Consider the following 16,383-nt stretch of genomic DNA (forward strand, 5'->3'; position numbering starts at 1 on the left):
TATTTATGCCCCTTTCATCTTCAAATATTAAATTTATAAAAAATTTTAATAAATATACTTTATACCCAATATCTACATTTGTATTTTATATTGTTATATGTGCTCTGTCAATAAATTGTATTTTTTCCTTTAATGCAACATATGATTTTCATTCTAATAATAAAAATCACCTTAAACTTCCAGTATTTACAGTAGTGTTTAAAGTGATTTTTATCTATTTATTAAAACTTATTTCTTTATGTTTTTTTCTGATACTGCATCTCCTATAACTAATATTATTGATAAATATACATTAATACCAAAAACTGCCCCGAAACTTCCATATAAATAAAGTTTCTTGAAGAAATCGCCTGCAAATGAATCAAATAACATATGAATTTCTTTAGGGTCCATAGCTGAAATTTGTTTTTCAGTTACTTCTTTTAATTTGATACCTTTTAATATATTAGTTGTATGTTCAATTGCACCAGACATCATAGCTTCTGAAAAATATTCTGTCAGATCCATTTTTGCACTATTATTTATAAAATCCATATTATTTCTTATTGCATTTTCTACTACTATATTTATTAATCTCATATTTTCAGCATTAAATTCATTGTTTTTAGACAATCCTATTAGATTTTCTTTTATATCTGTAAATAATACATTTTCATCAATAAAATCTTTAAAAGTTAAATTTGAATTACTTTCATAAAAATTCTTTATTATACTACTTATATTATCTTTTCGAATACTAATATCTAATGCTTTATTTAGAATAGTTTTAATAGTATATCTTATATTCATGTTTTCATATATTTCTTCTACTTTAACATCATAAATATATTTTATAATATTTTCTTTTAACATATTAGTTATATATCTAGAAATTTCGTCTAAATCGTCATTTATATTTCTTGAAATCTCCTCCTGAATCATATGCACTTCATTTATGCAATTCTCATTTATAAAGCTTCTTATATAATCCACTTTTATGTTACATATGTATTCACACAAATAATAACTAATGCTTTCTATCTCTTTACTTAAATCTATGTTTTCACCTACATCAAAAATAGAATTAACTGTATTTGGTATGTTAATATCCTCAACTTTTATATTAAATTCACTTATTTCAGTCACATATAATGAATTATTTAACATATTTTCTAGTACAGATATAATTTCATATAGGTTATCATTCATAAATTCTGGAGTCTTTTTAGAGACCATAATATCTACGCATTCATCTACAATTTTATTCCCTCCAGCCATTAAAAATAAACCTTTTTCTAAAAAGTTTAATTGACTGCTTATGATATTTTTTACCAATGAACTTATTTCATCTTTATTTATATTTAAATATTTCACAAGCTGATCATTTAACTTTTTGCTTATACTATATAAATTTCTATTAAGTATTAATCTTACATAGCCATCAAATACATCTGCAACTGTATTTTCATTACTCAATTCTTTTGTTAAATAATCTTCTACAAATTTTCCTGCAAGAACTTTAAAATCTTCTTTTAAGAATTTTTCTATTTTTACTTCAAAGAACTTATTTATACTTTCAAGTTTTTCTTCATTTAAGAAGTCTTTTATAGATTTATTTATTAAATTTACATAACATTCATCATTACTAAATAACATGTTTTTTATAAAATCTTTTTTTGCTAAAGAAAATGTAAAACTCTTAATATTTGAATATATTTCATTTTCTATAGATTTATTAATTTTTAATAAAATTTCATCATTTAATATATCTTTTATTTTTTCTTCCTTTTGAATTTTTCTCTCAATATAGTTAATTATATTATTTTCTATAGAATCTTTTTGTTTTATAAAATTATTAAACAAATTATCTAAATGAGTTTTTTTAACAATCTTATTTATTTTAGTATTTTTAATACTTTTACATAAATCATTATTTGTTTTCTCATCTTGTAATACATTTAAAATTCTTTTATACAACGAATTACTTAAAGTCTCTTTTTTGGCAGCAATAAGCTTTGATAATACTTCATAATTACTACCTTCAATATTATTAATTAATGACATCTTTAAGTAATTTTTTTTATTTTCAAATAAACTTTTGACTTTTGATGCATTAAGAAGATTATCCTCAATCACATTTCCAATGCCAACTGCCATACTTTCTCTATGTGCTGGAATATATCCTAATGCAAAGTTTTTTAAAAACGGAATCTTTGCAAGAAACTTATTTTTCTTATATGGATGAAAAAGCATTTTTAAAGCTATTACATTTGTCATAATACCTATAATTCCCATTAACAAGCATGAAGTAACTGTTGTTAAACTATTATTATAAAATCCAAATGTATTAATATTAGCAGAGAATAGTCCAAATATAAGTCCAGTAATTCCTCCAAGTATTCCACCAAAAATCGAAAGTGGTTTTAATTCATTTCCCATAAATTTTTGCGCAAGATCACAGATTTCATCTTCATTAAATGTAATAAGGTTATCATAAACTATCTTTTTAACCTTTTGATCTAGTATAATATTTAAATTGTTATTTACATAAGTAAAAATTTCTTCATTTAACTGCTCAATAACTTCTTCTTTGCTTGTTATCTTTTCTATTATATCTATTACTTCACTATCCTCATATTTAGATATTATTTCATCTTCAATACTTAGTACTTTTTCTATGCACATACTTTCTACAAAGGTCTTATTTTTAATAAATTCTTCATTCAAATTTATTTCACTTATTGAAGTCTGCACTTTACTCTTAATATATTTTTTTATAGTTTCTTCATTTTCTTTAAATAATTCAAAAATATACTTAGATGAATTTTTTGATATATTATCTATATTGTTATTTATGAAATTTATTGATTTTAAATCAGTATTATATAATTCATCAACTTTATTATTTATATTTTCACATATAAATTGTGAAATTTTCTTTGATAGATTAATTTTATTTTCAAATATAATCTTATATATGTATTCACTGCCATTATCATTTAAAAACTCTTTTAAATCAAATGTTATAACATCCTTAATTTTTTTCTTAAGAAGTTTATTTATAATGACTTTAATTATAGAATCATCATTCATAAATAGCTTTTCATAAACAATTTCTTTATCTAAATTTTTAACTATATCACTTACTTTTATATCTTTAGAGTAATTAATAATATATTCGCTTAGGTCTTTTGGCGCATTTTCATTTGTTGAATAATTTTCAATATATTCTACAATTTTATTAACAGCATTAGTCTTTGAAGGATTATCACTTAAGAAAGTATCTCTTGCCTTATTAATTATTAAATTTTTAATAGAGCTATCAAAACCAACCATGGCTTCATTAATAGATTCTTCTATTAATTTGTTAATTTCATCCTTATTATGTACAACATATTCACATATATATGGTGTACTTTTTTCTATAATCACTTTTAAAATAGATTCTATAATTGAATTAGTTTCTTCTGGCAATATTTCATATATATACTTATCACTTTCTAAAAATTCCTCATATATTTTGCCTATAATATCTTTTAGAATTATTCTTAAATCATTAGAATTTATAAAATTTTCTATTTTTTCTGAATTGATAAAAAATCCTATTTCTTTTTCTTTTAACGATTCCTGTAATTTATCAATAATATCATCAATCTTTAAAATTTCACATAATTTATTTATAAATGATTTTAAACTTTCTTCATCCTCAAAAACATCTTTTATTATTAATTCTGTATATTTTTCAATTTCTTCTTTTATTTTATTTTTACTGTCTTCATTTAATATTTCTGAAATTTTAATATTTGAATTTTCATTATATAAATCAAGTATCAGCTCTTGAGTTATACCTTCTTTTTCAAGAGTATCTAAAATCAAATTATACAGCTTATTACTTATATTAGCTTTTTGAGTATTCGATAAAATAGATTCTATATCAAAGTTATTCAAAAAATTGCTTACAAAATCACTCATAAGTAATTCTAAGTTTTCTTTGGTAAACTCTCTAAAAGCATTCTTACATTCATAGAAATTAGATATATCCTGAAATTTCAATTCATTTATTGACTCTCTTAAATTAACTGTAAGAATACTTGTGCACATACTTTTAAGCTGCATTTTAAATTCATCTGTTGAAATTTTCTCTTTTAAAGTGTTACCATTTATAATATCTCTTTCAATTAATTCACTAAGCTCTTCAATAAACTTTTGTTTATTTTTTCTTATTACTCCACCAAATTTTAAAGGAGTATATTCTTTAAACAGCATATTTACAGCATATTTATTTGTAATATATCCTGAAGCCCCTCCTGAAATTCCTTGGAGAATTAAAAACATTAAATTTCCATTTATACTCATATTCATCACCTTAAATTATTTTATAACATTACTTATTTTTTTACAAATTTTATAGAAATCCTATACATTATCATCTTACCTTTTAAATAAATTTAATTTATGATTTAATATGATTATGCACATAATTCACACTTAACATACTATTTAATTTATGACTATAAAAAAGAAAGGATATAAATAAAAAATGAAATATTTAAGTGATTATCACCTTCATTCATATTTTTCCTTTGATGGAAAGCAAAGTATGGAAGAAGCTGTAATTCAAGCAATAAAAAATAACATAAATGAACTTTGCTTTACAGAGCATGTAAGCTTTGATCCTGAAGATAAAAGCTATAAAACTTTCAAATTTACAGATTATAAAAATGAAATAGAAAGATTATCTTCAATTTACTCAGATTCAATAAAAATAAAAGCTGGAATTGAATCTGGAGAATATCATTTATATAAAGAAGATTTTGATAAATATTATAAAAATAATGACATAGATTTTATAATCGGTTCCGTACATAATGTAAACAATAAAGGACTTCGCACTAATTTAAAAGAATATGGAGAACAAGTTTCTTATGAAGATTATTTTAAAGAAATTCTTATACTTTCAGAAGTTGGTGACTTTGATGTTCTTGGCCATCTAGATATTATTCAACGATACGCTTTTAATTATTACGGTATATATGATTTATCTAAATATAAAGAATATATACATGAGATATTAAAGACTCTTATTTCTCGAGGAAAAGGAATCGAGATTAATACCTCTGGTCTTCATAATAATATACTTTTTCCAAAACTTGAAATATTAAAAATGTATAAAGACTTAAATGGAGAAATAATTACAGTTGGTTCAGACGCTCATGATTCTATAAGAGTTGGTGAAAATATTTCTTATACATATGATATTTTAAAAAGCTTAGATTTTAAATATGTATTTACTTTTAATAAAAGAAACAAACATGGAATATTGATATAGTGAATTAAGTGATATCAACTGAAATAGAACTCTCAATTTCTCCTAGCTTTTTAATACGTAGGGAAAACATATCTTGCATTTTGCTTAAATTGTATGCTTTGCGAAGAACTTGAGAGCTCTATTTCTTTCTTTCATCTAAAATTATTTATTAGTATTATTAAAATAAGTAATATCACAAAATTCATTCTTTTAAATAATATGATATCTATATTTCTTATTAAATGCGGATGTTATGGCTAATGCCATAACAATGCAATATATATAATTAAAAAGCTTTAAGCTTTTTTTCCTTCATTGATTATTGAAAATTGACAATTGGTAATTTTAAGGAAACACACTATTCACATTAGTTCATAGGAGTAAGCGCGAGCAGCCAAATATAAAATTTGGGTTCTTGCTTAAATTACAATTTATCTATCGGTAAATTATAATATATTAGGCATATAATATTCATCTACATATTTTCATCAATGTATATTGATTTTCTTTTTGTATCATCTATTTAAAAACTACCTTTTATTTATAATCCTAAATTATATTTTCTGACTTTCCCCATTTACTAATCTTTTTATAAGTAGGCACTTCCACATTATACTTTTCTGCAAGTCTTACAACATTGTGAACCAATCCATCAAATTCAGAAGGACCACCTTTCTCAACATCACGCTGCATAGAAGTTGTTGAATCCTTTGTTAGACCCTTTAATATTTCCATATTAACAGTTGTAATATCTTCTTCAAAAACGATTCCCATAGCATGTCCTAATGATTCTATTTCTTCAACAAGACTAATAAATGTATTTTGTTTTTCACCAGGAACCATAAAATCACTACCAACTCCATGATAATATAATCCAGCTGCTCCCATAGGTGAAACAAAACTGAACTTTTGTAAAGTATCACGCTTAATATTGTCACTAAGGTAAGCTTCTATTTCTGAACTCTTTAAATCTTTCTCAACAATCTTTGCTAAACTTTCCATGGTTCTATTTTGATTGTCTCTGAAACCAAAATACACTTTAAAAATAGAAGTAGGCTGATTAATTACACCTGGCTCTTCAATCATGCTGAAAATATAAACACATCCATCTAAAACAGTACATTTAGGAGAATACTTCTGCATTACTTCTCCTGTTCCAAATACGTTTAAAATAGGTATTACTAATGTATCCTCTTTAGCTATTCTATTTACGAATGCACCAGTTTCTTCTAGAGAATAATACTTTACACAAACAAAAATAACATCTGGTACATCATCATATTCACCCATAGTACATGCTTTCGCATTATCAATAGTGAAATTTCCTATTCTTGCTGAATGTACTGTCAATCCATTTTCTCTAATTGCTTGAAGATGCTTTCCCCTTGCAATAAAAGTCACATCATTTCCTGCTTTTGCAAGATAAGCTCCAATGCATCCTCCTGTTCCGCCTGCCCCAATAATTAAGTACTTCATAGTATAATTCCCCCTTTTAAATTATCATATATATATTCTTCTTATTTTATAAAAATAAAACACAACTCTTTTTCTATGACTCTATACTAATCTTTTCACTTTTTACATCTCCTTAAAATAATTCTTTATTTATATATTATCATATTATTGATTATAAAAGTGTATTTTATGTCTTGTGTTTTTCTATATCTGCATATATAATATTAATTAATAATTACTATTATATGATAGGAGAGATTGAAATGGAAATAAAAGAAAAAATATTGAGCGTTATGAAAGAAGCTGGGAAACCATTAAGTGCTGGAGAAGTTGAAAAGTTATCTGGACTTGATCGTAAGGATATTGACAAAGCATTTAAAGAATTAAAAAAAGAAGAAGCTATAGTTTCTCCTGTACGTTGCAAATGGGAGCCTGCAAATAATTAAATTACATAAAACAAAAAGATTCTATTCATACTTAATACAAGTAAATAGAATCTTTTTGTTTTTATTCTATATATTAATTATTTTATATGTTCATGTTCATATATATGTTTTTCACAATATGCGTGATGTCCTTTGCACTTGCTGCAATATCTAAATTGCATATTCTTATCATCTGCATCTGTAAGACCACAAATTGTACATTTATGCTTATATGGCATTTCGACCACTTTAAATGCCTTCTGATATTTATTTTTTCTAATTTTAGATGTAGCATTTATCTTTGTATTTTTATAATTACTTTTTCCAAAGAAAACTATATAATTTAGTAATGGTAATAAGTAAACTAGTGCATATCCATAATTTCCTGTTATAAGTGATTTTACAACATTAAGTATAACAATTGCCCATGATAAGTATCCAAGATATTTCATCTTTATTGGTATTATAAAGAATAATAAAACTGTAAACTCTGGAAATATCTTAGCAAATGCTAAAAATATTGATAATGTTATATTAGTACCATCTACTGGACTTTTTGTTATAAATGATACTATTATTGTGGCAATCATACCAAAGAAGAAATATACATTAAACTTAAATTCTCCCCATTCACGTTCTAAGCTTACACCTGCAAGATAATTAAAGTAAAGAGTTAAAACTACTGATAACAAGCTAGTTGTTAATGGAGGAATAAATATAAAGGTAATGAGTCTCCATATTTGCCCCTGCATGACTTTTCCAGGAATTAATATCATTGAATTAATAAAACTAGTATCACCTAAAATAAAAAAAGTTACTACATATAAAATTGCACTGACAATAATGACCTTAAGCATCAAATCTGGAATATAATACCTTCCAAATTTTCTCTCCAGCTTATCTAACCACTTCATATTCAAACCTCGTTTCTTTTGTATGTATTATTAATTATTGTCACAAGTATACCACAAATATATTCATTATTAATATAGCAAAACTATTTACTATTTAATTTTTTTATAAATTTACTTTCTACATTTTGATTAAAATTTATTATATGACGTGGAGACTATATTTATTTTAATAAAATGTCTTATCCATTGCTATTTATTGATCTATTACTCTTCCTGCGTATTTCATATTTGATGTACTTAAAGTACTTATCTTAACAACATCGCCAGTATGAGGAGCATGTATATATTTATCATTACCTATGTACATGCCAACATGTGTTGAATCGCTTTCCTTATTGAATACTAAATCTCCTGGCTCTACATCATTTATATCTATAGGCTCTGATGCTTTTTGCTGTTCTTGAGAAGTTCTCGGTATACTTATTTTTTCTTTTGCAAATACATACTGCATAAGACCAGAGCAATCAAATCCGCTTGGTGTTGTTCCTCCCCAAAGGTATGGAACACCTAAATATCTTTGTGCTGTATTTATTAAATTTTTAGCAAGTTCTGAAATTCCATCTGGAAGTTCAATTGGAACAATAGTTCCATTAGTAACATTTAAAAGTTCACTATTTTCTTCAATGTATTTAATAAGTTCTGCTTTTTCTTCTTCTAATTTTGAAAGTTCTTCTTTAACATACTCTTTATCTTCTTCTAGCTTCTTTTTATCATTTACAATTTTCTCTTTAGTATTCTCTAAATTTTCTTTGGCTTCTTTTGCTTCTTCAATTAATTTTGCATCACTTTTGCAGATTCTATAAATAGAATTTAGATTGTTTATTGCATCTAATAGATTTTCTGAATTTAAAATTGCCTCTATATATTTTAATGGTGTGACTTTAAGTCCTCCACTGTTTTCAATTTCTTTTAATCTTTCAGCAAGTAGTTTGTCTCTTTCTTCAACCTCTTTTTCAAGAGATTCTATATTTTCTTCATTAATTTTGATTTCTTCACTTTTAGCATCCAATTCTTCTTGAAGCTTTTGTAATTTGTCCATCTTTTCTTCTATGTTGTTATCACACTCTTGTATGTTTAATATAACTTCTTCAAGTGAATTACTTTCTTCCTCAGATTGAGTAATTCTTTCTGCCTGCTCCATTGGTGCAGCAATTACAGTTATATAATTTAGAGTAGTTCCACTAAGTAGTAATCCTATAATCGCTATTTTTCCTATATTCTTATTCATACTTTCTCCTTTTGTTTATGTATACAGAATCATATATTAGTCTATTCTATTATAAGACAAGTTTATGTCAAATTTTTTTCGTAATTATTAAATATTTATTAATCTTCAATCAAAAAATAAATTAAGTCTTTTTAATATTATAAAAAACTTAACTGTATGTAAACTTAACTAAATTTAATAATTTTGAAAAATATAAAGGCTTAAGTGATATTTTTGAATATCACTTAAGCCTTTAGTTATGAATATGGTTTAATATAAGCATTAATTTTTCTTATTTAAAGTAATTAATAAACATTTATTTAATAAAAAGTCTATTTCATTTTTAAGTCTTAAAAGTTCTTCTGAATTTATATTTTCAAGTTCATTTCCGTCATTTTTAAATTCGTGACTTAATTCATTATAAAGGGCTACTATTTGTGATTTCTTTTTATCTCTTAATACATCCAAGTATTTTTTAACTGCATACTCTAAATCATTAGCCCATCTATCTACTGCATTTACTGCCATATCTTCAACTGACTTTTGCCAATTAATTGATTGGAATAAAGAAAAAATTGACTCTGTGAACACTGCTAGATATTCTGTGATCGCCTTTATTGAAGTAGCTCTTATTACCTTAAAAAATTGTTTCCTATTATGATCTGTTTTTATGCTTTCATTATTTACTTTTAATCTTTTAAGGTTCTTATATGTGCTGTTTTTTGCCTGTTCTTCTGAATGCTCAGATTGTCTTAAAAGTTCTCCTGTCATCTTTTTTATTTCATCGCCTAAATGCTGATCTATAACATTTACCATAACTTCACTGTATGAAGGAATATTTATTCTCACTCTTTCCTTTAAGTTATTTAAAGAAGCCTCTAAAACCTCATCTATTTTTCTCTCTAAAGAAATTATCTCATCTTCAGTATAATTTATTAAATCATCTGTTTGTTCATTAGTAAACTTTGGCACATAATAATGTTCCATTAGATTTAATGTTTCTTCTTTCTTTGACCACTTGCTTTCATCATATATTATTTTGCTTATTTCTTCTTTTACATTTAAAGCTGATTTATCAATATATTTTACTGTATTTAATTTTATCTTTGTATATCCTCTTTCAATATTTTCAATTATTCCACTCTTTTTATCCAATAAAGTACTATAGATATTTGCTATTTCTTTAATATCTCCTCTTTTTGCTTCTATATTTGCAATTTTAGAGTTAATTTTTATATTACATTCATTTAATATAAAATCTTGATAGCTTTTTAAAGTTTTAGCCAATTCTTCTTTTTTATCTTCTGAGTTTATTCTTTCATATATATAATCATAAAGCTTAGTAGCATCTGGTATTTTATCAGTGCTGCTTTCTATTAAAAATGTGTTTGGCTCTCTATTTGTACATTTTTCAAAATTACTTTTTATTTCTTTTATTCTTTTATTTTCTTCGTTAACTCCAGAAGGACACATATTAACTGCTAAAACTATTTCTACATCCTTATCAATTGCTTCTGCAACATATTTTAAAAATTGATAATCATAATCACCAAATCCAACTTTATAAGATACTACATATACTATGAAATCACTTTCTGGAATAAATTCTTTAAGAACTTCTTCATGATAGCTTTCAAGTGATCCATAACCTGGAGTATCAAATAATCTTAAATTATCGTATTTTTCATTTTTACATTCTCCAATATATCTTAATCTATGTAGATTTTCTGGAGGATTTACCACAAGCTTATCAAATTCTTCTTTTTCAATTATTCTATATGTACTATCCTTATTTATTAAAAAGCACATCTCTTCGCAACTATTAGATATAGCCACTTCTGTTATTACACTTGTTGTTGGCTTAACGCTTTCAATAAGCACTTTATTTTCAAAAAGACTATTTATAAGTGTACTTTTCCCTGAACTTGTTTCCCCAAGCATAACCACATAATGACTTGGATTTACGACTCTTTCTTTTATTAATATATTTTTATTTATTATGCTATCGACTCCAAGTTCTCTTACTACTCTATCTATTCTTTTTTGTCTGTTTATGCACTCTTCAAATATATTCATATTCTCGTCTCCTTTTAAACTTAAACTTATTTGAAGCTTTCTCTAAGCTCATATAATAATTTTAAATCATCTTCAAATTTCTCTATATGCTCTTTTGTATATGTTCCTTCATATTGTTTCTCTATTATAATAATATCATCTTTAAAGTTCTTTTCTAAGGATTTTCTAAAATCTTTTATTGAATCATCTATTTCTATCTGCTTTGCCCTTAAATCATCTAAGATTTCTTCTTTTAGATAATTTTTTAAGTCTTCTATCATAGGATTCATATCTTTCATAGTAAAATCAGCTCTTGTCTTTACTATTTTTTGTCTCATATAATCTCCTAAAATAGAAAACATAATTCCAATACCCATACCAGCTAAAATTCCAATTGGGCCACCAAGTGCAGATGCTGCAGTTATTGTTCCTATTAATCCTCCAGATAATCCAAGAAGTGATGGAAGTGATTTTTCATACTTAATTTCACTTTCTTTATTAAAAAAAGATATATTTTCATACGTTCCATTAAAGCCTCTAATTGTAATATCTCCAAGCTTATCATTAATATCCTTTATTATCCTACTTGTACTGTTTAAAACTTCATCCATGATTTCATTTATTGCTTTATCTGATAATTCTTTATAAATCATTCCAAGTTTTTCTCCATCAACTATTCCTTTGTTTATAATTCTCTTTAAATCTCTAGTCAATGTTGCTATTTTTTCATCTATTAATAAATTAGCATTTTCTATAAGCTGATCTAGACTGTAATCTGCATCATTTCTTATTTTTTTAAAGTTCCTTTTATTCTCACTTATGATGTCTTTAATTCCTTCTATTCTTTTTTCTTTATCAAATTCATTTTCCTTAGTTTCGTTTAAAGATACAGTTTTATATGTTTGTATCTTTCTTTCTATATTTTCAAAGCAGTCTTGTATTTTTATATTCAAATTGCCTTCTAAAGTTTTATTATAATCTATAGCGACTTTTCTAATTTCATCTATTACATTTGTTATTCCTGAATTCCTATATTCTTCATCATTATAGGTCAGCTTGCTCTTAAGAGCCTCATATACATTTACAACATTTACATGAATTTCTTTATCTTCATTATGCGATAAACTGATTCCTTGTATTACACTTTCATTATGTTCCTTTGCATCTTCTGCATCTTCTTTTGTTTCATCATTCCACTTATTTTGAACAAAAATTGTATTTGAAAGTTTAGGCCATAATGCATTTATAAAGTTTTTTTCAGTCTTAGTTATTGGAGGGTTAGTTCTAATTACAAAAATTGCAAAAGCAAGTCTATTTACATAATCTAATGTTGTCTTTTGATTCTCTGGAGTTAAACTTCCAACACCAGGTAAATCAACAAGGACTAATCCCTGTTTTAGTATTTCACTGTCATTAAAAATGATTATTTTACTAACGTTAAGTTTATTTGCTTCATTATAATCATTATGAACATACTTTTCTAGTTCCTTTATATTTATCTTTTCTTTTGGCTTATCATGAAAATATATAATAGCTTCATCAGTATTTTCACCAAACTTAACTTCTACTGGAACACAAGTTGTTTCGTCAACATCAGTGGGGAGAACATTATCATCCATTAAAATCGCATTTAAAAAGCTGCTTTTTCCAGCCCCCTGTACACCTAAAACTGGCATTATCAATTCATTTTTGTCTAGATTTTCAATAAAATGCTTAAAATACTCTTTATATTCTTCTCCCTGACCCTCATGATTGAAATATTTATCTATTAAATAATTAAATCTATCATCATTAAGTAATTCCATGTATGTCATAGTATCCCTCCAAATTAAGTTTACAAAACCAATCTTTATTTTTTCTTAAAAATCTTTGAAAAGAATGATTGATTAAGATATTCTACTTCTTCTTGAAGATTAGATAATTTTTCACTGTGTTCGCCTTCAAGTTTATTTACAATTTGAATCAGCATATTCTTTTCATCGATTTGTTCACTTATTTTATTAAGTTTTTCTATAAATAACATTTTGTGATCAAAAAAATTGCTTTGAATTATTTTTTCTAAATCATCTATTCTAGTATTTAAATTCATTATGTATTTATTATTTTCTTCTAATTTTCCCTTAATAGACTCATTTTCTTTAGATAATTCTTTTAATTTATTGTTTAAAATGTTATCTTCTTTTGTCATAACATTATTTAAACACTCTTCTAATACATTTTCAATGGAAGATGTCATTTTATTTATACTTTTATTTAAATCATCAAGCTTTTCTAATGCTTCTTCATTCTCATCACTTATATCTTCCCTAAGATCATTAATTCTTTTTTCTATTGGTTTTAACTTTTCTAGTATTTCTCCACTTACATCTTTTGAAACCTTTGTAAGTGAGGTTACCATTTCATCCTGAAGCTCTTCCATTATATTTTTTGTAACTTCATCACATTGAATTGAAATACTTTTGTTTTCCATAACTGTTCTCCTTTTTAGTCTGCCTTTTCATCTTTAAGAAAATGCATTAAAATTTCCTCTATTATCTGCTTTTCTTCTAATCCATGTGCTAAAAAGTTTCCAAATAATCTTTCTTTTACTTCCTTATAAGCACTTAAAATGAACTTATCACATTCCTGACATTCTATTAATGTTAGATTGTATATAGGATTTTTAGAATTTATAAGCAAATACCCTTCTTCATAAAAATTAAATAATTTTAATATTTTAATTTTTAAATTATTCATATCATATAAAAGTTCTTTTATTATACCTGCGTTAATAAATTCTCTTGTAGAATCTATAACAAAATTTATTCTAACCCTATTTTTGAAAACAAACTGCCTTAAAAATATACTTGTACATATCTGTTTATCTGAACTCCCGATCTGTATTCCATTTATCATAAGATACATATTATAGTTAATTCCGCTTATACCTTCAAGCCTCGTTAAAAGCTCATCTTTATCAACACAATTTTCATAAACACAAAGTACATTTTCTATTTTTAATATGCCTTTTGTAATCAATATTTTTATTTTTTCATCATCTAAAATAATCTTTTTTATTCTATATAAAAATTCTACACATGTATTTATATCATAAAACCATATCACTTCTTCTTGTATGTTCTTTCTTATATAATTACCAACGATTAAATAGTTTTTCTCAACTATGCTATTTGCATACTTAAAAATATTAAATGACTGCATAGAAATATGAGTATTTACAAGGTTTCTAAGTGCTTTCTTGGTTTTTAATAAATTATCATCAATATTTAAATCTTTAGTTATGTAGTCTAAATCATCTCTTAAGTCTATAAGTTCATCATAAACCTGCTTAATGTTATATATATCAATATCTGCATTTCTCTTTTTATCATAATTTTCACTGTTTTCTTTTAAAACAGCATAAATCTTATTTAATGAATCTGTGTATTGTGAGCTCCAGTCATAAAGAATATCAATATATTTATCTTTATTCTTATCACATACATTACAAACTTTTGCTATTGTAGCATCCTTGTCAATTATTTCTTCACCATATTCTTCTTCATCATATCCCCAACGTATTTTTAAAATATTAGAAACAAGTCTTTTCCCTTTATTAAATGCTCCATCTTTCTTTATTAATCTTACTTTTTCCTCATGCTTCATAGTAATATCATTAATATCTAAACTTTCACTTGCATGACTTGGCAGTGTATAACTATATCTTATATCTAAGTTCAATTTTCTGTAAACTCTTTGTCTATCTACTTCACAGTTTCTAACAATATCTAATATATCTTTTTCTATTTGAAAATTTTCCTTATTGATCTGCCATATTATCTCTAAATAATTACTAACTTCTTTTGAATCTTCCTTTTTTATATTTTCAATTGTTCTAATTGTAATATTATCAATTTCTTTTATTTTTTCATTTATCTTTTGACGTCCTTCTTGAAATTTATAAACCAGTTCATCAATTTCTTTAGGTTCCACATCATAAAACTGTGATGTATCTTTTATGATTTCCTCATCCATATCTATTATAAAATTTATTTTCTGCTTTAAACTTAGAATTCTCTCATTATTAATTTTAGGTGTAACCTTTCTTACACACTCTTTTACAGCATCTATAAAATCTTGTATATTAGATATATCAAATAGTTCTTTATTATTATTTACTATTCCTTTAAAAGCATTTAGAGCTGATATTTGAATTACACTGCTATTCTTTCCACTGGTAGCTACATGTAAAATATTTTCTGCTCTTTTTCTATGCTTTTCTAATATAACTTCATTATCTTCTTCAATAATTCCATTTTTCCCGAGCTTTGGTTCTATAGAATCTATCATATTTTGGACCATTATTATTTCTTTATCTTTTTCAAACACAGTTATTATTTTTTCTTTGTTTACATTATCACTGCTTGCTTTAACTGTTGTTAAAAACACACATATATCAATTGTTGGAAGAAGTATTTCAAGAGTCAGTTTTTCATGCATCTCTAAATCACATGCATCTAATCCTGGACTATCTATTATTTGAATATTATCATCTAAAAGAAACTTTGGACTTTTAATGTCTATTTGAGTTACATTATACTTATTATTTGCATTTGAACTTTCATCTGCATATTTCTTTATAATATCCTCATTTAAATCTTCACCTTTTAAACTTAATGGTTCTTTATCTCTAAAATATACAATTCCTTCACGTTCATGACCTTTAGAACATGTTATAATAATACTGGAACTTGGCTTAATTGCTATAGGTAATATTTTTTCACCTAAAATGCTATTTACAAGAGTGGATTTGCCGCTGCTCGTAACCCCTATAATGGCAATTCTTATAATATTTCCATCTGCAATTTTTTCTCTATTTTTAAACCACTCAATATCATTTTCATATCTATTTTTTCTGTATTCGTCTTTCTCTAGGACATTTCTTATTTCTTTTATTATATTTAATATATTTCTTTGTTTATCCATTTTTTTCTCCAAAAAGTTTACTTATCTATGGCTATCTTATCACACTTTTATTGTATAAACCAATTTAATTTTCTT

The 16,383-nt window shown here is 24.9% G+C and carries 10 protein-coding genes; 2 read left to right on the forward strand and 8 right to left on the reverse strand.

The annotated features are described in order from the left end of the window. Positions 1-228: 228 nt before the first annotated feature. Positions 229-4,335 (reverse strand): DUF445 family protein, encoded by a 4,107-nt coding sequence (locus tag BN2920_RS12590; RefSeq protein WP_058295353.1) that lies wholly within the window; start codon positions 4,333-4,335, stop codon positions 229-231. 184 nt (positions 4,336-4,519) lie between these two features. On the opposite strand from BN2920_RS12590, the gene BN2920_RS12595 reads away from it, so the two are divergent. Then, positions 4,520-5,308 (forward strand): histidinol-phosphatase HisJ family protein, encoded by a 789-nt coding sequence (locus BN2920_RS12595; protein WP_058295354.1) that lies wholly within the window; start codon positions 4,520-4,522, stop codon positions 5,306-5,308. A gap of 528 nt (positions 5,309-5,836) precedes the next feature. Here the strand turns inward: BN2920_RS12595 and BN2920_RS12600 are convergent. Further along, a complete protein-coding gene (locus tag BN2920_RS12600) occupies positions 5,837-6,763 on the reverse strand; it encodes a ketopantoate reductase family protein (protein ID WP_058295355.1) in 927 nt (308 codons plus the stop codon). 242 nt (positions 6,764-7,005) lie between these two features. Between BN2920_RS12600 and BN2920_RS12605 the strand changes: the two genes are divergently transcribed. Continuing rightward, entirely contained in the window at positions 7,006-7,188 is a 183-nt protein-coding gene (locus tag BN2920_RS12605) for a hypothetical protein (RefSeq protein ID WP_058295356.1), read from the forward strand. 77 nt (positions 7,189-7,265) lie between these two features. Here the strand turns inward: BN2920_RS12605 and BN2920_RS12610 are convergent, their stop codons facing one another. From BN2920_RS12610 to BN2920_RS12635, 6 genes are all read right to left on the reverse strand, one after another. Beyond that, positions 7,266-8,081: a hypothetical protein gene (locus BN2920_RS12610; RefSeq protein WP_058295357.1), complete on the reverse strand. Its 816-nt coding sequence runs from the start codon at positions 8,079-8,081 to the stop codon at positions 7,266-7,268. Positions 8,082-8,274: 193 nt separating this feature from the next. Continuing rightward, positions 8,275-9,309: a C40 family peptidase gene (locus BN2920_RS12615; RefSeq protein WP_058295358.1), complete on the reverse strand. Its 1,035-nt coding sequence runs from the start codon at positions 9,307-9,309 to the stop codon at positions 8,275-8,277. 261 nt (positions 9,310-9,570) lie between these two features. Further along, a complete protein-coding gene (locus BN2920_RS12620; RefSeq protein ID WP_058295359.1) occupies positions 9,571-11,364 on the reverse strand; it encodes a dynamin family protein in 1,794 nt (597 codons plus the stop codon). Between the two features lie 26 nt (positions 11,365-11,390). Beyond that, positions 11,391-13,157, reverse strand: a complete 1,767-nt coding sequence (locus tag BN2920_RS12625; protein ID WP_058295360.1) for a dynamin family protein — start codon at positions 13,155-13,157, stop codon at positions 11,391-11,393. Between the two features lie 35 nt (positions 13,158-13,192). Next, positions 13,193-13,813, reverse strand: a complete 621-nt coding sequence (locus tag BN2920_RS12630) for a coiled-coil domain-containing protein (protein WP_058295361.1) — start codon at positions 13,811-13,813, stop codon at positions 13,193-13,195. A 14-nt stretch (positions 13,814-13,827) separates the two neighbouring features. Beyond that, the gene (locus BN2920_RS12635; RefSeq protein ID WP_058295362.1) at positions 13,828-16,308 is read right to left on the reverse strand and encodes a dynamin family protein; all 2,481 of its coding nucleotides are present in this window, start codon (positions 16,306-16,308) and stop codon (positions 13,828-13,830) included. Positions 16,309-16,383 lie beyond the last annotated feature (75 nt).

The sequence above is a fragment of the Clostridium neonatale genome, assembly GCF_001458595.1.
GTDB classification, from domain to species: Bacteria; Bacillota; Clostridia; order Clostridiales; family Clostridiaceae; genus Clostridium; species Clostridium neonatale.

What these genes read in the sequence shown, in the direction of transcription:
- BN2920_RS12630 (WP_058295361.1), bottom strand. Translation starts at nt 13,813, where the DNA reads ATGGAAAACAAAAGTATTTCAATTCAATGTGATGAAGTTACAAAAAAT.
- BN2920_RS12605 (WP_058295356.1), top strand. Translation starts at nt 7,006, where the DNA reads ATGGAAATAAAAGAAAAAATATTGAGCGTTATGAAAGAAGCTGGGAAA.
- BN2920_RS12615 (WP_058295358.1), bottom strand. Translation starts at nt 9,309, where the DNA reads ATGAATAAGAATATAGGAAAAATAGCGATTATAGGATTACTACTTAGT.
- BN2920_RS12610 (WP_058295357.1), bottom strand. Translation starts at nt 8,081, where the DNA reads ATGAAGTGGTTAGATAAGCTGGAGAGAAAATTTGGAAGGTATTATATT.
- BN2920_RS12600 (WP_058295355.1), bottom strand. Translation starts at nt 6,763, where the DNA reads ATGAAGTACTTAATTATTGGGGCAGGCGGAACAGGAGGATGCATTGGA.
- BN2920_RS12620 (WP_058295359.1), bottom strand. Translation starts at nt 11,364, where the DNA reads ATGAATATATTTGAAGAGTGCATAAACAGACAAAAAAGAATAGATAGA.
- BN2920_RS12595 (WP_058295354.1), top strand. Translation starts at nt 4,520, where the DNA reads ATGAAATATTTAAGTGATTATCACCTTCATTCATATTTTTCCTTTGAT.
- BN2920_RS12635 (WP_058295362.1), bottom strand. Translation starts at nt 16,308, where the DNA reads ATGGATAAACAAAGAAATATATTAAATATAATAAAAGAAATAAGAAAT.
- BN2920_RS12590 (WP_058295353.1), bottom strand. Translation starts at nt 4,335, where the DNA reads ATGAGTATAAATGGAAATTTAATGTTTTTAATTCTCCAAGGAATTTCA.
- BN2920_RS12625 (WP_058295360.1), bottom strand. Translation starts at nt 13,157, where the DNA reads ATGACATACATGGAATTACTTAATGATGATAGATTTAATTATTTAATA.